This window comes from Ensifer canadensis (genome assembly GCF_017488845.2).
Classification (GTDB): Bacteria; Pseudomonadota; Alphaproteobacteria; order Rhizobiales; family Rhizobiaceae; genus Ensifer; species Ensifer canadensis.
The window spans coordinates 1,604,382-1,619,971 of the sequence record NZ_CP083370.1 but is presented as its reverse complement, the minus strand read 5'-3'; the positions used below and the strand labels follow the sequence as shown (position 1 = coordinate 1,619,971).

The 15,590-nt window shown below is 61.2% G+C and carries 16 protein-coding genes; 9 read left to right on the top strand and 7 right to left on the bottom strand.

Features of this window, described 5'->3' with window-relative positions:
• Nucleotides 1–32 precede the first annotated feature (32 nt).
• Complete coding sequence (locus J3R84_RS07960) at nucleotides 33–401, top strand: Hpt domain-containing protein (protein ID WP_025427193.1); 369 nt, start codon at nucleotides 33–35, stop codon at nucleotides 399–401.
• Between the two features lie 181 nt (nucleotides 402–582).
• On the top strand, nucleotides 583–903 hold the full coding sequence (locus J3R84_RS07955) for a 2Fe-2S iron-sulfur cluster-binding protein (protein ID WP_025427192.1): 321 nt from the start codon (nucleotides 583–585) through the stop codon (nucleotides 901–903).
• Nucleotides 904–1,366: 463 nt separating this feature from the next.
• Here J3R84_RS07955 and J3R84_RS07950 read toward each other — a convergent pair whose 3' ends face one another.
• On the bottom strand, nucleotides 1,367–1,996 hold the full coding sequence (locus J3R84_RS07950; protein ID WP_025427191.1) for a DUF922 domain-containing Zn-dependent protease: 630 nt from the start codon (nucleotides 1,994–1,996) through the stop codon (nucleotides 1,367–1,369).
• Between the two features lie 105 nt (nucleotides 1,997–2,101).
• Between J3R84_RS07950 and folP the strand changes: the two genes are divergently transcribed.
• From folP to folK, 3 genes are read left to right on the top strand one after another with little or no spacing between them, the layout of a single operon-like run.
• Nucleotides 2,102–2,953 (top strand): dihydropteroate synthase, encoded by an 852-nt coding sequence (gene folP, locus J3R84_RS07945; RefSeq protein WP_203528602.1) that lies wholly within the window; start codon nucleotides 2,102–2,104, stop codon nucleotides 2,951–2,953.
• 14 nt (nucleotides 2,954–2,967) lie between these two features.
• On the top strand, nucleotides 2,968–3,336 hold the full coding sequence (gene folB / locus J3R84_RS07940) for a dihydroneopterin aldolase (RefSeq protein ID WP_025427189.1): 369 nt from the start codon (nucleotides 2,968–2,970) through the stop codon (nucleotides 3,334–3,336).
• A complete protein-coding gene (gene folK, locus J3R84_RS07935; RefSeq protein WP_371412279.1) occupies nucleotides 3,305–3,850 on the top strand; it encodes a 2-amino-4-hydroxy-6-hydroxymethyldihydropteridine diphosphokinase in 546 nt (181 codons plus the stop codon). The genes folB and folK overlap by 32 nt, the downstream gene beginning before the upstream one ends.
• A 69-nt stretch (nucleotides 3,851–3,919) precedes the next feature.
• Here the strand turns inward: folK and J3R84_RS07930 are convergent, their stop codons facing one another.
• On the bottom strand, nucleotides 3,920–4,471 hold the full coding sequence (locus tag J3R84_RS07930) for a hypothetical protein (protein ID WP_025427187.1): 552 nt from the start codon (nucleotides 4,469–4,471) through the stop codon (nucleotides 3,920–3,922).
• 245 nt (nucleotides 4,472–4,716) lie between these two features.
• On the opposite strand from J3R84_RS07930, the gene J3R84_RS07925 reads away from it, so the two are divergent.
• The gene (locus J3R84_RS07925) at nucleotides 4,717–5,583 is read left to right on the top strand and encodes a cytochrome b/b6 domain-containing protein (protein WP_057208752.1); all 867 of its coding nucleotides are present in this window, start codon (nucleotides 4,717–4,719) and stop codon (nucleotides 5,581–5,583) included.
• On the top strand, nucleotides 5,580–6,368 hold the full coding sequence (locus J3R84_RS07920) for a molybdopterin-binding protein (protein WP_025427185.1): 789 nt from the start codon (nucleotides 5,580–5,582) through the stop codon (nucleotides 6,366–6,368). The genes J3R84_RS07925 and J3R84_RS07920 overlap by 4 nt, the downstream gene beginning before the upstream one ends.
• 110 nt (nucleotides 6,369–6,478) lie before the next feature.
• Here J3R84_RS07920 and J3R84_RS07915 read toward each other — a convergent pair whose 3' ends face one another.
• From J3R84_RS07915 to J3R84_RS07905, 3 genes are all read right to left on the bottom strand, one after another.
• Entirely contained in the window at nucleotides 6,479–7,564 is a 1,086-nt protein-coding gene (locus J3R84_RS07915) for a YcjF family protein (protein WP_025427184.1), read from the bottom strand.
• Complete coding sequence (locus J3R84_RS07910; protein ID WP_025427183.1) at nucleotides 7,561–9,054, bottom strand: YcjX family GTP-binding protein; 1,494 nt, start codon at nucleotides 9,052–9,054, stop codon at nucleotides 7,561–7,563. The genes J3R84_RS07915 and J3R84_RS07910 overlap by 4 nt, the downstream gene beginning before the upstream one ends.
• Before the next feature lie 120 nt (nucleotides 9,055–9,174).
• Nucleotides 9,175–9,696: a SixA phosphatase family protein gene (locus J3R84_RS07905; protein ID WP_057208685.1), complete on the bottom strand. Its 522-nt coding sequence runs from the start codon at nucleotides 9,694–9,696 to the stop codon at nucleotides 9,175–9,177.
• A 415-nt stretch (nucleotides 9,697–10,111) separates the two neighbouring features.
• Here J3R84_RS07905 and dksA point away from each other — a divergent pair, with 415 nt between their 5' ends.
• Nucleotides 10,112–10,531 (top strand): RNA polymerase-binding protein DksA, encoded by a 420-nt coding sequence (dksA, locus tag J3R84_RS07900; protein ID WP_025427181.1) that lies wholly within the window; start codon nucleotides 10,112–10,114, stop codon nucleotides 10,529–10,531.
• A gap of 101 nt (nucleotides 10,532–10,632) precedes the next feature.
• Here the strand turns inward: dksA and J3R84_RS07895 are convergent, their stop codons facing one another.
• Nucleotides 10,633–11,598 (bottom strand): flagellar biosynthetic protein FliO, encoded by a 966-nt coding sequence (locus tag J3R84_RS07895; RefSeq protein ID WP_057208683.1) that lies wholly within the window; start codon nucleotides 11,596–11,598, stop codon nucleotides 10,633–10,635.
• A 276-nt stretch (nucleotides 11,599–11,874) separates the two neighbouring features.
• Between J3R84_RS07895 and cckA the strand changes: the two genes are divergently transcribed.
• Complete coding sequence (cckA, locus tag J3R84_RS07890) at nucleotides 11,875–14,499, top strand: cell cycle histidine kinase CckA (protein WP_025427179.1); 2,625 nt, start codon at nucleotides 11,875–11,877, stop codon at nucleotides 14,497–14,499.
• A 142-nt stretch (nucleotides 14,500–14,641) separates the two neighbouring features.
• On the opposite strand, the gene J3R84_RS07885 is transcribed toward cckA, so the two are convergent.
• Nucleotides 14,642–15,571 (bottom strand): pseudouridine-5'-phosphate glycosidase, encoded by a 930-nt coding sequence (locus tag J3R84_RS07885; protein WP_025427178.1) that lies wholly within the window; start codon nucleotides 15,569–15,571, stop codon nucleotides 14,642–14,644.
• Between the last annotated feature and the right edge of the window lie 19 nt (nucleotides 15,572–15,590).

Below are 15,590 nucleotides of genomic sequence, written 5' to 3'. Positions count from 1 at the left end.
CAACAGCATACAAACAATAGGGAAATTGGCTCATGGCGGCCCTCAGAATTGCCTTCGAAGCTCCCGACACTCCGGGTAGCTCTTCTCTTTCCGGCAAGAAGCCCATCGATTTTGCCCACCTTGCCGCGCAGACAATGGGAGACAAGGCGCTCGAAATCGAAGTGCTGCAATTGTTCGCCCGTCAGGCACGCAAGGTGATGAAGGAAATCACCGATGGCGACGTGAATGGACGTGCCCAGGCGGCCCATCAGTTGAAGGGGGCCGCACTCGCTGTCGGCGCCGTCGACGTCGCTGCTGCGGCCGGCGCGATCGAACAGCGTCCGACCGATGCGGCTTTGCCCGACGTTCTTGCAGAGAGCGTGCTTGAGGCTGAACTGTTTATCCTGAAGCTCTGCCGCTGATTGCAGCGAGCCACAAAGGTGCATCGCGGCCCGCGCTGAAACGCTGCGTCCGCGATGCAACTGCCGGCTGTTGTTGACTGGATGGCCGAATTGTTGGAAGAACTTTCCCTGAATTCGCGCCCGCCGCCCCGCGCGGCTTTGCGCAATCGGCCAGTCCCATCAGCTTATTCCGGAAAGTGACATGACAAAACTTACGATCGTTGCCTTTGATGGCACGCGCCACGAACTCGATGTCGAGAACGGCTCGACCGTCATGGAGAACGCCGTTCGCAATTCGGTTCCGGGTGTCGAAGCGGAGTGTGGCGGGGCCTGTGCCTGTGCCACCTGTCATGTCTATGTCGACGATGCCTGGACGGCTGTCGTCGGCGCTCCGGAAGCGATGGAAGAGGACATGCTGGATTTCGCCTATGATGTCCGTCCGACCTCGCGGCTTTCCTGTCAGATCAAGGTCAGCGATGCGCTGGACGGGCTCGTCGTGCACGTGCCCGAACGCCAGGCCTGATCGCTGGCCGTTGGCGCCCATCTTCAGTCTATCGATCTATTGATGTCATGTTTGCCAAAAAAGCGCCTCGCTGGTCGTGTGACGAGCGAGGCTAGGAGGGCGCATCGCACGCAGATGAGGGAGGGAACATCTGCTGCATGAAGACACGCCAGGAGAACCTGTATTTGCTGCGTCGTCGAGCTTTGCGCTTAAAGAAACGAAACGACACTGCTGAACTCAAGTAACGGCAATATTTATACGTCGTGCAAGACCATGATGGTCCGCCAAATTCCTTTCGACAACGGAGGGTTGGATTTCAATTCGCCCCCACGTTCCATATTCTGAATATAAGCGAGTCGCTCAGCTGTAGCTATCGCTAGATTTCACCAATAAAATACTGTGGGTGCGCACTCGTTGAACAGGTCGCCTCAAAGTATATTCCGGCTATGCTTATGTCGGTCGTGACCGTTGAACAGCGACCTGTCTAGCGCTGCGTTTTCTTCAGCGCATCCAGCCGGTATTGCAGCAATCGGATTATGCGCTTGTCGAAATTGGCCGCCTCCGTCCGGTCGAACCGGGCCTGGTCCTTGTCGTGAGCGGCGATCGCTTCGGTACTGGCGCGTGTGACGCTTTCTTGCATCTGTTCGCAGTCCGCCTGCGGCCTCAGGGCCAGAAACATCTTCTCCATCTCGCGGGCGTGGTTGCGGGCGATCTCGGCGTGGCGTTCCTCGTGCCGCTTGATATCGCTCGACAACGTATCCCAGACCAGAGCGAGGTCGCGGCTGGCCTGCTTGCGATATTTCCAGCGCGGCAGGATGATGCGCGTGCTGAGCGTGACGCGGGCGACGCCGACCGCGCAGCGTCCGCCGCGATTGACGTAGGTGATCGTGCCGCCAAACTTGATCCGCGTCGCGCCCGGATGGCGCGCGCCCGTCGATTTCATCATCGGCCCGGCTTTGGACAGAGCTTTGTCGAGGTCCGCCGCCGTGCGGCCGCCGATCGAGAAATAGGAAAAGCTCTTGTTTATCACCGTTTCGCCGGACGCAGAGCCCAAGGGCATGGCAACCAGAAGGGCAAGAAGGGCGGCTTTGAACGGAACGCGTACTCGAGACATCAATGCGTAGTTCTCTTTAGTTGAACTTCAATCAAGCTTGGGGCATAGCCAGCGTGGGTGCAACAGCAAATCGAAATGGTTGTCTGCGGCGCATCGTGAGGGGAAATGACTTACAATCCATTTCAAAATTTTCATTGGAAGCTGGCGCATGGCCGTAGTCTCGAACTGGGGCCGCGTGGCGTTTTGATGGCGATCATCAATGTTACCCCCGACTCTTTCTCCGATGGCGGTCGTTTCACGGATACGGCAGCAGCCGTTGTCCAGGGCAAGCGCTGCATCGACGACGGCGCCCTGATCCTCGATGTTGGCGGTGAATCGACCAGACCGGACGCAGCGCCCGTGAGTGCCAAAGAGGAACAGAACCGGATCTTTCCGGTCATCGCGGCATTGGCGCGCGACACCGATGCGCTCATTTCAGTCGATACCTATAGGGCAGAGACCGCACGGCTTGCCGTCGACGCTGGCGCCCACATCATCAACGACGTGCACGGCCTTCAGCGCGAACCGGATATCGCGCGGGTTGCTGCGCAGACGGGCGCCGGGCTCTGCATCATGCACACAGGCCGCGATCGCCAGAAGCTTGCCGATGTGGTGGACGACCAGTTCCATTTCCTAGACCGCTCGCTGCAGATCGCGGCAGAAGCCGGCATCGAACGCGAACGGATCGTGCTTGATCCGGGCTTCGGCTTTGCCAAGGACACGGAAGAGAACCTCGAACTGATGGCGCGGTTTACCGAATTGCACCGTTTCGAGCTGCCTTTTCTGGTCGGCACGTCACGCAAGCGGTTCCTTGGTGCTGTCACCGAACGAGAGCCGGCGGGCCGCGATGCCGCCACCGCGGCGACCACGGCCCTGCTACGCATGGCGGGTGCGGCCATTTTCCGCGTACATGATGTCGCAAACAGCAGGGATGCGCTGATGGTGGCGGATGCTATGCTGGGTGCAAAGAAGAGCTGACGGGACGGAAAACCATGAGCGCGACCTATACGATCACCCTGAAAAACTGTGCCTTCTTTGCGCGCCATGGCGTTCTCGACGAGGAAGAATTCCTCGGGCAACGGTTTTTCGTCGATGCGGAGCTTGAAGTGGAGCAAGGCTCGGCGCTGGTCGATGATTCGATCGACGACACCGTGCATTACGGCATCGCCTTTACCGAAATCGAGCGCATCGTCACCGGTCGGCGGCGCTATCTGATCGAGGCGCTGGCGCTCGAGGTCGCAAAGACCCTGTGCGTGCGTTTTCCGCAGGTCCGGCGTGCCAAGGTCTCCGTCCGCAAGCCGAATGCACCGGTTCCCGGAATTCTCGATTATGTCGAAGTCACGGTCGAGCACGTCGCCTGAGATGAGCGGGCATATCGCAACTTTGGGACTTGGCGGAAACCTGGGCGAGCCGAGAAGGGCCATGGCAGATGCATTGCAGATGCTCGATGCCAGGCCGGATTGCGCGGTTCGGGCCGTTTCGCGTCTGTATCGGACACCACCCTGGGGCAAGACCGATCAGGACTGGTTCTTCAACGCCTGCGCCGAAGTCGAAACGTTGCTCGGCCCGGAGGCATTGCTGGACGCCTGCCTTGATATCGAGCGGCAGATGAAGCGGGTGCGCGACGAACGCTGGGGCCCGCGCACGATCGACATCGATGTCCTCACCTTCGGCGACCTGTCCCAGACCGAGACCAAGCTGGAGCTACCACATCCGCGCATGACTGCGCGCGGTTTCGTCCTGATGCCGCTTGCGGACTTTGCCTCCGGCATGCGTGTGAACGGACGGCGGGTCGAAGACTGGCTGGCGGATGCCGACGTCACCGGCATCGAGGTGGTGGACGAAGACAGGGGCTGGTGGCGGGCAGGGGCCTGAGTTCGAGTAGCACAAAAAGAAAAGCCCCAGCGTTTGGCCGGGGCTTTTCTCCGCAATCTGGACTGTCGTCTACTTGATCGAGCCGACGGCGATGTTGTCGAGCTGGCGGTTGAGACTGACGCCGATCACCGGCACCATTGTATCCTCGACCTTCACCGAGATGGTGATGTTCATGGTCGAGTCGTTCTGGAGCCGGGCGATCATCGCGCCGTTCAGCTTCTTGCGGTTGATGCCGACGACGACCTTGTCCTTGGCGACGTTGCCGGAGACTACGTCGAGACCCTTGCCATCAGCGCCGTCGAGAAATTTTCCGGTGTAGCTGCCGCCCTTCTGGGTGATCAGCGCCGACATCGGTTGCTTGAACACGCCGACGCGGCAGAAGCCGTCGAGCTTGATGCCGGCATCATTGCCGGCAACCGGTTCGCCGGCGAGATCGCAGGTGAACTTGGTGCCCTTGTATTTCCCGGCGACGATCTCGCCGGGGCCCTTCCACTGGCCGGAGACTTTCTCGAAGAAAGCCTTGTCCTTGCCACCGGAAATGGCTGGCGTAGCAACGCCGACGGTTGCTGCGAGCGCGAAGGCGGCAGCGCCGCGAGCGATCAAAGAAGGGCGCGAGAACATAAACGATCCTTGATGGGTCAACGTCCGAAACTAGGAGCCACATTTGCGCGCAAATGGTTAATGGACGGTTTCTTTCGGGCTGATATCAAGGCTTCTTTGTGTCGGTGATGCGCTCTGTGCGCCGCAGATCGGATGGCTGCAAGGCAGTCACGGCGGCCTCACCGTCATGTGCTACGATGCGCGCAGACGTGTTTATGAAACTCTATCGCAACGGCGTACGTATCCACTTGAAACGCGGAGGTTTCATGATGGCAGCGGCGATCAACAGCACCACCCCGGAAACGGACATCTCGCAGGCACTCATAATCCGCCGCCACGGACTTGCCACGCGGCTGACCCATTGGCTGTGGGCACTGGCATTGTTCTTCCTGCTCCTGAGTGGCCTGCAGATCTTCAACGCCCACCCGACGCTTTATCTTGGGCAGCAATCGGGCTTTGCCTTCGACAACGGCGTGCTGTCCATCAGCGCCGCCCGGACGCAAGATGGAGAGGTCAGGGGCGTGACGACGCTGCTCGGCCTGGGGGTCGACACGACGGGTGTTCTCGGGGTCAGCGGCGCCGCAGACCGGCGTGACTACAGGGCATTTCCAGCCTGGCTAACGGTGCCTTCTTATCAAGACCTGGCGACGGGCCGGGTGATACATTTCTTCTTCGCGTGGCTTTTTGCGACCGTCTTTCTTGTCTGGTTGGTTGCGAGCCTGATCAACGGGCACCTGTGGCGCGACATCCTGCCATCGGCCTCCGATATCAGCGGCCTGCCACGAAGTTTCGTCAACCACGTGCGGTTCCGATTCGATCACGGCCGCAGCTACAATGGCTTGCAGAAACTCTCCTATGCCGCTGTTTTGCTCGTCTTTTTTCCGTTGATGATCCTGACGGGGCTGACGATGTCGCCGGGCATGGACGCGGCCTGGCCATGGTTGATCGACGTCTTTGCCGGTCGACAGACGGCACGCACGATCCACTTCGTCGTCATGCTTTTGCTCGTGGGCTTCTTCGCCATACACATCTTCATGGTTTTTGCCGCCGGGCCGATCAACGAATTGCGCTCGATGATAACAGGGCGTTACCGCATCGATAGCGAGGCGCAGCGCAAGGAGGCAGGGCAATGACGCGGCTTCTGATCAATCGCAGGCGCTTTTTGACCGCCGCCGGCATTGCCGCCTCGACGTTGCCTCTTGCAGGTTGTGATGCATTCGATGGAATCCTGCAAAACAGAAGCCCGGTCCGTGATGTCCTGGCATCGGCGAACAGCCTGACTTATCGGGTACAGCGGCTATTGATGGACGCGGACCGGCTGGCGCCTGAGTTCGCCGAAAGCGAAATCCGCCAGGGACAACGGCCGAACGGCTCGACCGATCCGACCGACCCGGAGTATATCGCCCTCCAGCAGGATTTTTCCGGATACCGCCTCGGCGTCACCGGTTTGGTCGAAAAGCCGCTCAGCCTGACATTGGCCGAATTGCGCAACATGCCGTCGCGGACACAGATCACCCGCCACGACTGTGTCGAGGGCTGGAGTTGCATCGCCAAATGGTCGGGCGTTCCGCTTGCCAAGGTACTTGATGAAGCCAAGATCAGACCGGAAGCGCGTTATGTCGTCTTCCATTGCTTCGATCGCATGGGTCTCGGGCTTTCCGGACCGACGGCCTACTACGAATCGATCGACCTCATCGATGCGCGCCATCCGCAGACGATCCTTGCCTATGGATTGAACGGACGGTCACTTCCGGTCGCCAATGGCGCGCCGCTTCGAGTGCGCATCGAGCGGCAGCTCGGCTACAAGATGGCGAAGTACATCAGTGCCATCGAGGTCGTTGCGGATCTTTCGACGTTCGGTCGTGGACGCGGCGGCTTCTGGGAAGACTTGGGCTATGAGTGGTATGCGGGCATCTAGTTCTACAGGCCGCGCGTCTTTTCAGACGCGCAAAGGTCGCTGAAGCACTTTGAATTTCTGCATGTTTTCATCCTTAAGTCGGGTAGGTTTTAGGAAACATGCAGTCGTTTCTAGACGTCGCCGTTCTGACTAGCCGCGCGACCGGCACCGGGCGCGAGGTCCGAAAGAAAGTCGCCGATCCCGGGACGTTTCAGTGCTCTGAAAGGCATCGGTCGGCAAAGGTCCATGGCAGCGATGCCGATGCGGGCGGTCATCAGTCCATTGATTACGCCTTCGCCGAGCCGGGCCGAGAGTTTTGACGCCAAGCCGTGGCCAAGCACCTGCTGGATGAGGCTGTCACCGGCGGCGATCGAGCCGGTGACAGCGAGATGGGCGATAACGTCGCGCATCAGCCTGATCATGCCGAGCGTACCGGGGCGGCCGCCATAAAGCTCGGCCATCGCGCGGATCATGCGAGCGGATTCATAAAGCACATAGCCGAGATCGACGAGCGCGCGGGGGCTGACGGCGGTGACGATCGACACGCGCTTGGAAGCGGCGAGAATGATGCGCCGGGCCTCGCGATCGAGCGGCGTCAACAATTCGCGCTCCGTCAGGTCAAGCAGATGCGGGCCATCGATGATTTCGCCTTCGGTTTCCTTAAGGCGCGTACGACCGCGTGCCGTGCGCGGATTGGTGGCGAGAAGATGGACGAGTTTTTCCGAAGCGGACCGTGCCAGCTTGGTATTGCCGGAAGCGGCGGCATTCTCCGTTTCCGTCTTCAAGCTCTGGACGGCAGTCAGTTGCATCATGCCTGAAAGCTCGCGGCCAATGACTACCAGCAGTGCCAGGAGCCCGATGGCAACGATACCCATTGCGGCATAGCCGAGCCAGTCGGCGCGGGAAAACAGGTCGCGGATGAGGCGGTCGACCCAAAGACCCGTCGCCAGCGAGAGGAGAATGCCGAATGCCCCCATGGCGATCTTGCCGACGGACAGGCGACGCCTGCGCGGGTTTGCCTCCGGCAAAGCGAGGCTTTCGACGCCAAGCGTCGTTTCCCGGAAGGGATCCTCCGTGTCGGGGGTCATCACCACCTTGTCGTCGAAGCTCGCCGGGGCGCGGCGGGGGCGGTCGCTTTCCGCCGGCTTCTGCTCCGGATCCGGGTTCACCGAAAAAGCACCGGGCTTTCGGCCACGGCTGTTGAAATCGTCACTCATGCCAACCGGTCTCCGAACAGGAACTGCATCGCCCGATCGAGCCGGATATGCGGCACCGACAGCTTCAATCCGCCGCCCGTCTCTTCAAGATGCGGCGGCCGGAAGCGCACGAAACTGAGCTCGGGCATCGGGTGCACGTCGCCGAATTTTTTCGCCGACGCATCGGCATCAAGCGCCCTAAAAAAAACTTCAGGATCATCCGGCAAGTCACCGGGAAATATCGCTGTTTTCCCTTCACCGTCGAAGGTCTCGCCGTTGATCTTCTCGCCAGCGATCGGTGTTCCGACGATAACCGGAAGCGTATGCCCTCCATGGTCGACCGTGGCCTCGCGTGTCGCCCGGACCGAGGCGATCGCCATGACCTCGAGCCCCGCACCGCTCATGCCGATGCGGGCGGCTGCCCGGCTGACGAGACGCGCCGTGATGCGCTCCAACCGATCGTGGCTTTCGTGGTGCAGATGGTCCGCCTTCGTCGCGGCGATCAGCACCTTGTCGATCCGTCGGGTCAGGAAAGACGAGAGCCAGCTGTTCGTGCCGGGACGGAAGCAGGCGAGCACGTCGGCCAGCGCCTGCTCCAGATCGAGCAGCGCTTCCGGCCCGCCATTGATCGCCTGTAGCGCATCCACCAACACGATCTGACGGTCGAGCCGAGCAAAATGCTCGCGGAAGAACGGGCCGACGACGTGCTTCTTGTAGGCTTCGTAGCGGCGCTCCATCATCGCCCAGAGCGAACCTTTCGGCGCACGGCCCTCGGGCAGGTCGGGCAGTGGCGAGAAGGTCAGGGCAGGTGAGCCCTCGAGATCGCCCGGCATCAGGAAGCGACCGGGCGGCAGGGTCGAGGGCGAGCTCGCGTCCGCCTTGCAGGCTTTGAGGTAGGCGGTGAAGCTTTCGGCGAGCCGGCGCGCGCTGCTTTCATCGGCGATCGCCGTTGGTCCCGCAGATGAGGCAAGCGTCAGCCAATCCGCCGACCGGTTGGCGCGGCCCGGAGCACGGGCGCGGGCAACCGAATTGTCGCTGAACTGCTTGAAATCCTGTGCGAGTAGCGGCAGATCAAGTAACCATTCACCGGGATAATCGACGATATCGAGCGACAGCCGGCCGGCCGAGAACAGCCTGTTCCAGCCGCTGGCGCTCTCGAAATCGAGGGTAATGCGAAGCTGCGAGATCGCGCGGGTCGAATCCGGCCAGATACGATCGCGCACCAGGGCGGCAATGTGATCCTCGTACTGAAAGCGCGGCACGGCGTCGTCCGGCTGGGGTTCAAGCCTTATCTTCGAGACGCGGCCGGAGCGCACCGGCTCGAACACCGGCAGCCGTCCGCCGTTGAGGAGATTGTGGACCAGCGACGAGATGAAGACGGTCTTTCCGGCTCTCGAAAGCCCGGTGACGCCCAGCCGGATAGAGGGATTGACGAGGCCCGATGCACGATCGGTGAGATTGTCGAATGCAATCAGGGCGTCGTCTTTGAAGCTGGTCAGATTTGGCGCCAAGTCGTGCTATCCCTCGCGGACCTTGCCGCTTTCGTTCATGCGAATGTCTGCCAGACGTGCGGCAGGTCCTGTTTGCCTTGGCGATATAGGAAATATTTCCCGCACCGCAACAATGGCATGTCATTTCGGTTCCCTGGTTGGCAGGATCAGCGACACCAGCGTGGCCGTTGCGGCGCCGCCTGGGCCTCCCTGTAAGTCAAGGATCGCAAGGGCTGCCGGCGGATAACCATGCGGAAGGGCGTCGGTCGCCGCCTCGTTCCCGGCAAAGCGGCGGAAGAGTTCGTCAATCATCGGATTGTGTCCGACGATCATCAACGAATTCAGATGCCTGTTTGCATCGATGATATCGGTATAGACGCTTGCCGGGCCGGTATAGAGCGCATCGACATAGCGGATCTGGATGTCTTCGCTGACGGATCGGAAGAAGGGTTCCGCGGTCTGGCGACAGCGGACCGCCGTCGAGCACAAGATCAGCTCCGGCCGGATGCCGCGATCGGCAGCCATCTGCGCGATCAGTTCCGCCTCGGCATATCCTACGTCGTCGAGCGCGCGATCGAAATCACGTTGACCGGGCAAGGCCCAACCGGAGCGGGCATGACGCAGAAGGAAGAGACGGAAGGGCCTGGCGGCACTGTCTTGCATATATTGAATTCCGGTAGCTGCCGGCCGCGGGTCGCGACGGGATAAAGTATCGCCGGATCGGGGTCTTGCGCGTCTCGCGGCGGATCACCACCTTTTCCCGTCGATGATGCAAAGATCAAGCTGTGAACCGCTTTTTTCAGGGGATTGCCCGGTTGCCGCCGGGCGCACCAATCCCGGCAAAAGGGCGGCGTCGCGCTGGCGGCAGAACATCCAAGTTACGACCGGTCTTCTTGGCGCCGGGTAGGTGATCATCTCTACGACTAAGATCTCATCTGTAATTTTGATGAAATATTCGCCAGTTAGCCTGAATTGCAAGCATTGTTAAAATACGGTTGAGTGTCTAATCCGAGGCTTGAATCGCGGCTTCCATGGGGCTATACACCGCCGCAATGAGATGTTCTTCAGGAGAATCGCGTTGAGTGAGAAGATCGATCTTAGTACCTTTGTCCTCTCGGAGGACGAGGAATTCATGAATGCCACCCACCGGGCCTATTTCCGGGCCAAGCTGAATGCTTGGAGAAACGACATCCTTCGCGAGGCACGCGAGACACTGGATCACTTGGCCGAGGAGAGCGCCAATCATCCCGATCTCGCCGACAGGGCCTCTTCCGAAACAGACCGGGCGATTGAACTGAGAGCCCGCGACCGTCAGCGGAAGTTGATCTCGAAAATCGATGCGGCGCTACAGCGGCTCGATGAAGGGACCTACGGCTATTGCGAGGAAACGGGAGAGCCGATCGGCTTGAAGCGTCTGGACGCCCGACCGATCGCAACGCTCTCGATCGAGGCGCAGGAGCGCCACGAGCGTCGGGAAAAGGTCTATAGGGACGAATAAGGGTCCGATTTCCGGATCAGTCTTGAGAAAAAGGCGCGGGTTGACCGCGCCTTTTTCTTTTTGCTGAATGTTTGTTCCGTGGTGAAATGACGCCGAATGTGTCAAGGCTTACGGCCGGCGGAGATGTCGGCGAGCATGCGGTTCATCTCTTCCTCGATCGTCGGCTCCTTGCGGACATCGTCGATCGGTGCGCCGAGCATCGGCTCATGGCGGGCGGCAGCGGCCACAGGCGCGCGATTTTCCGGACGTGCGGCCGCCGCAGCCGGCGTCAGCCGCTGCAGGTCACCGCTGATTTCGGCGTCGAGGATACGTTCGAAGTCCGAAAGCGCGCTTTGGGCAACGGGCTGCGATTGGGCAACGGCTGCAGGACGCTGTTCCTGCACTGGCGGCTGGGTCGGCAGCACGCGGCTGCGGGCGGCATCGAAGATGCCCTCGACCTTCTCGGCCGTATTGACAGGTGCAACGATCTCGGGCGCCTGTGGCGCAACCCTTTCGACCGGACGCGGCTCAATGGCCATCACGGGGGCCATCACAGGAGCCGGGCGCTGTTCGACAATCGGGCGAACCGCCGGGGCCGGCTCGACACGCGCAACCGGCTGCTCCTGCGGTATCGCCGCCGGACGCACTGGCGCGGCGACGGCCATCTCCGGCTGTACGACAGGGCGCAACTGCACCGGCGCTGCTGCCCTTGTCTCTGTTCCATTGCCGCTGGCAACCGGCTGCTCGATCGGCTTGCGCTCGATGACTGCCGGACCGTCGTTCGCTGAGGCGCTCTCATCGATCGGTGCAATCCGGCTTTCGATGACGATATCCGTAGGTCCGCCGATCATGATCAGGTGTTCGACGTCGTCGCGACGCACGAGCACCAGGCGACGGCGTGTGTCGACAGCGGCCGCATCGAGCACAGCGAGGCGAGGCTGCCTGTTCTTGCCGCCGCGAATGAAGGGCGACGACGGCCTGTTGCGCATGATCCAGAGCACGGCCACGAGGCACAGAAGCCCGATCGCAACGGCGCCGGCGGCGATAATGAATCGGCTACCGTTGTCTCCGACGATCGTTTCCATCATAGGCTGAACTCCTTAAAGCCTTTCGAGTGGCAGTATTTGACGGCTTTTTTCGGGCTTGGACAAGCACTTCGCCGACATTCCCTGTGAATTGACCGCTGCGCTTCCGCACAGGTGCTTTTTGCTGTTATCTCTGATCGTTAAAGATGATTCCTATCCGAATGATCGAGGGCGTGTCGGGATTGGCCGATTTCACCTGGCGGATTGCGCGGATGCCGGCCGGAGCGCCGGACCGTATCGGCTATGTGCCGGGCGGTATTGGCGGCAGATGAGGACCCGATGACGAAAATGCGGCAGTCAGGTGACTACCAGATGCCGGTTGTTGACCGTGGCGTCAGGCCGGGAACCGTCATGCGGATCGTCCTGCTTGCGATCGTTCTGACCGTCTCTGCGATCGCCTTCGTGATCTTCAAGAACGAGTTGGACAACGAGATCGTGCTCGGCATCCTTGGCGTTCTTGCCATGGTCGGCATCTTCTTCCTCGTCTCGTCGGTCATCGGCTTCATCGAGGTGATGCCGCAATCGCGGCCGGACGAACTGGCGCGCGCCTTTCTCGACGCCCATGAAGACGGCACGATCGTCACCGACCGCAAGGGCCGCATCATTTACGCCAACGCCGCCTACGGCGCGCTGACCGGCGCGAAGAATTCTGCCGGCATCCAGTCGCTCGAAACGATCCTGTCGCGAAACCGCGAGGCGACCGAAGCGATCTACCGCCTCACCAACGGTCTGCACGAAGGCAAGCAGGGGCACGAGGAGTTTCGGCTGTTGAAGCCGCTGGCGACCGGTGCTGCGTCCAGCGGCTCTGGTGCCCACTGGTTTCGCTTGAAGGCCCGGGTGTTGCCGCTCGAAGATAGTGACCGCAACCCGCTCTATCTCTGGCAGATTGCCGACATCACCGCCGAACGTGACGACCAGGAGCGGTTCTTCAAGGAACTGCAGAACGCCATCGATTATCTCGACCATGCTCCGGCCGGCTTCTTCTCCGCCGGGCGCAAGGGCGAGATCTTCTACATCAACGCTACCCTTGCGGATTGGCTGGGCATCGACCTGACAAAATTCCAGCCGGGCTCCATGAGCATCGGCGATCTTGTCGCCGGCGAGGGGTTGACGCTGGTGCAATCGGTGCAGGCGGAGCCAGGCCTGAAGAAGACCAAGGTGCTGGATCTCGATCTGCGCAAGTCCAACGGCCAGAGCCTGCCGGTGCGCATGGTGCACCGCGTGTCGTCGGCACGCGATGGCGCGCCCGGCGAAAGCCGGACCATCGTCATGTCGCGCGACGGCGGCGAGGACGAGGATCAGTCGGCGTCGAGCGCTGCGATGCGCTTCACCCGCTTCTTCAACAATACGCCGATGGCCATCGCCTCGGTCGACGGCAACGGTCGCATCCTTCGCACCAATGCGCCGTTCCTCAAGCTGTTTTCCGGCCTTGTCTCCCAGGACGATGTCGAGCGTGGCGCGCTGATCGAAACGGTGGTGCATCCGACGGAAAAGGGCCGTCTGCATGAGGCGCTTGCCGCCGCCAAGGATCGCCAGGGCGATATCGCGCCGATCGACGCCTTGCACCCGGCCGATGGCGAGCGGCATTTCCGCTTCTATATCAATGCCGTCATCGACCAGAGCGATCAGGCTCCGGAAGAGGCAGCGATCATCTACGCGCTGGAGATTACCGAGCAGAAGGCGCTCGAAAACCAGATGGCGCAGACGCAGAAGATGAATGCGGTCGGCACGCTTGCGGGCGGCATCGCGCACGATTTCAACAACGTGCTGACGGCGATCCTGCTGTCCTCCGACCACCTGCTTTTGTCGGCGCGACCGGCCGATGCGAGCTTTGCCGATCTGATGGAGATCAAGCGCAACGCCAATCGTGCGGCGGTGCTCGTCAGGCAGTTGCTCGCCTTCTCGCGCAAGCAGACCATGCGGCCGACAGTGCTGAGCATGACCGACGTGATCGGCGACCTGCGCATGCTCGTCGATCGCATGACCGGGACCAACGTCAAGGTCGAAGTCGACTACGGGCGCGATCTCTGGCCGGTGCGCACGGATCTCGGCCAGTTCGAGCAGGTGCTGCTCAACCTTGCCGTCAATGCGCGCGATGCCATGCCGTCAGGCGGCATCATCACGCTTCGCACGCGCAATCTGCCGGCAACGGAAATCGCGGCCATTGGCCGGCGCGAACTGCCGGAGGAAGATTTCGTCATGGTGGAGGTTTCCGACCAGGGAACCGGTATTCCGCCAGAAATTCTCGACAAGATCTTCGAGCCCTTCTTCACCACCAAGGAAGTCGGCAAGGGCACGGGCCTTGGTCTTTCGATGGTCTACGGCATCGTCAAGCAATCCGGCGGCTACATCTATCCGGAATCCGAAGTCGGCAAGGGAACCACCTTCCGCATCCTGCTGCCGCGCCATATCGACATTCCGGAAGCCGCGGGTGAACCGACGCAGGGCGCATCCAATGGGGCGGTGACGCTGCCGCCGGCTGAAGCTGTCGCCAAGCCAGTCGCCAAGACCGAGGAACCGACCGATCTCACCGGTGATTCAGCCGTCGTCCTCCTGGTAGAGGACGAAGAAGCGGTCCGCCGCGGCGGCAAGCGCATGCTCGAGACCCGCGGCTATACCGTGCACGAGGCAGGCTCTGGCGTCGAAGCACTCGAGATCATGGAGGAGCTCGATGGCGCCGTCGATATCGTCGTTTCGGACGTGGTGATGCCGGAAATGGACGGGCCGACACTCTTGACGGAGCTGCGCAAGAAGTACCCGGACCTGAAGTTCATCTTCGTCTCGGGTTACGCGGAAGATGCCTTCGCCCGCAATCTTCCTGCCGACGCCAAATTCGGCTTCCTTCCGAAACCGTTCTCGCTGAAGCAACTGGCCGTGGCCGTGCGCGAGATGCTGGACTCCTGAGGCGTGCGCGAAACTGCGCAGTGCATTGAGCGAATCTGAGAAATCGCGGCGCGCATTTCGGCGCTCGCCAAGAATTGCAGTCCAACAAAAAGCCCGACGCTTTCGCGCCGGGCTTTTCTCTTATGATCTTAATGTCAGTCGACTACTTCGCGGTCAGCGCCACAGCGATTTCGCCGGCGAGGCGGGCATTGTTCTCGACCAGCGCTATGTTGGTTTCGAGGCTGCGGCCCTCGGTCATGTGGAAGAGGTTGTCGAGCAGGTACGGGGTGACCTCCTTGCCGGAAATCTCATCGCGTTCGGCGTTGTCGAGCGCGCGGCCGATGTAGATTTCCATCTCCTCGCGCGCGATCTCGCTTTCGGCCGGAACCGGGTTCGCGATCAGCATGCCGCCATCGACGCCGAGCAGTTCGCGCATGTTCTGGAAGTTGGCGATTGCCGCTGGGCTGTTGAGCATCAGCGGGCTCTTGAGGCCCGAATCGCGCGACCAGAAGGCCGGGAACACGTCGCTGTCATAGGTCACAACAGGCACGCCGCGGGTTTCGAGGACCTCGAGCGTCTTCGGAATGTCGAGGATGGCTTTCGCGCCGGCGCAAACGACGATGACGGCCGTGCGTGCCAGTTCGTCGAGGTCGGCGGAGATGTCGAAGCTCAGCTCGGCGCCGCGGTGCACGCCGCCGATGCCGCCGGTCGCAAAGACGCGGATGCCGGCGCGGGCAGCGGCGATCATGGTGGCGGCAACGGTCGTCGCGCCGGTGCGGCGCTCGGCGATGGCAAAGGCGAGATCGGCGCGCGATACCTTCATCGCGCCTTCGGTCTTGGCCAGCTCTTCCAGCTTCGCATCGTCAAGGCCGATATGCAGAACGCCGTGAATGACGGCGATCGTCGCCGGAACGGCACCCTGGTCGCGGATGATCGCTTCGACGCTGCGGGCCATGTTGAGGTTGCCCGGATAGGGCATGCCATGGGTGATGATCGTCGATTCCAGTGCCACGATCGGCGCGCCGCGTGCCTTGGCGGCTGCAACCTCGTCGGAATATTCCATCGGCAGGAAGGGGGAAGCGGGTTTGGTCATGGTTTTTCCTTGGGAGTTC

Coding starts and splice junctions, on each gene's coding strand:
- J3R84_RS07905 (WP_057208685.1), bottom strand. CDS start 9,696: ATGCAAGACAGTGCCGCCAGGCCCTTCCGTCTCTTCCTTCTGCGTCAT.
- folP (WP_203528602.1), top strand. CDS start 2,102: ATGACTTACAATCCATTTCAAAATTTTCATTGGAAGCTGGCGCATGGC.
- J3R84_RS07920 (WP_025427185.1), top strand. CDS start 5,580: ATGACGCGGCTTCTGATCAATCGCAGGCGCTTTTTGACCGCCGCCGGC.
- folK (WP_371412279.1), top strand. CDS start 3,305: ATGTCGAAGTCACGGTCGAGCACGTCGCCTGAGATGAGCGGGCATATC.
- cckA (WP_025427179.1), top strand. CDS start 11,875: ATGACGAAAATGCGGCAGTCAGGTGACTACCAGATGCCGGTTGTTGAC.
- J3R84_RS07915 (WP_025427184.1), bottom strand. CDS start 7,564: ATGAGTGACGATTTCAACAGCCGTGGCCGAAAGCCCGGTGCTTTTTCG.
- J3R84_RS07950 (WP_025427191.1), bottom strand. CDS start 1,996: ATGTCTCGAGTACGCGTTCCGTTCAAAGCCGCCCTTCTTGCCCTTCTG.
- J3R84_RS07960 (WP_025427193.1), top strand. CDS start 33: ATGGCGGCCCTCAGAATTGCCTTCGAAGCTCCCGACACTCCGGGTAGC.
- J3R84_RS07930 (WP_025427187.1), bottom strand. CDS start 4,471: ATGTTCTCGCGCCCTTCTTTGATCGCTCGCGGCGCTGCCGCCTTCGCG.
- J3R84_RS07895 (WP_057208683.1), bottom strand. CDS start 11,598: ATGATGGAAACGATCGTCGGAGACAACGGTAGCCGATTCATTATCGCC.
- folB (WP_025427189.1), top strand. CDS start 2,968: ATGAGCGCGACCTATACGATCACCCTGAAAAACTGTGCCTTCTTTGCG.
- J3R84_RS07885 (WP_025427178.1), bottom strand. CDS start 15,571: ATGACCAAACCCGCTTCCCCCTTCCTGCCGATGGAATATTCCGACGAG.
- J3R84_RS07925 (WP_057208752.1), top strand. CDS start 4,717: ATGATGGCAGCGGCGATCAACAGCACCACCCCGGAAACGGACATCTCG.
- J3R84_RS07955 (WP_025427192.1), top strand. CDS start 583: ATGACAAAACTTACGATCGTTGCCTTTGATGGCACGCGCCACGAACTC.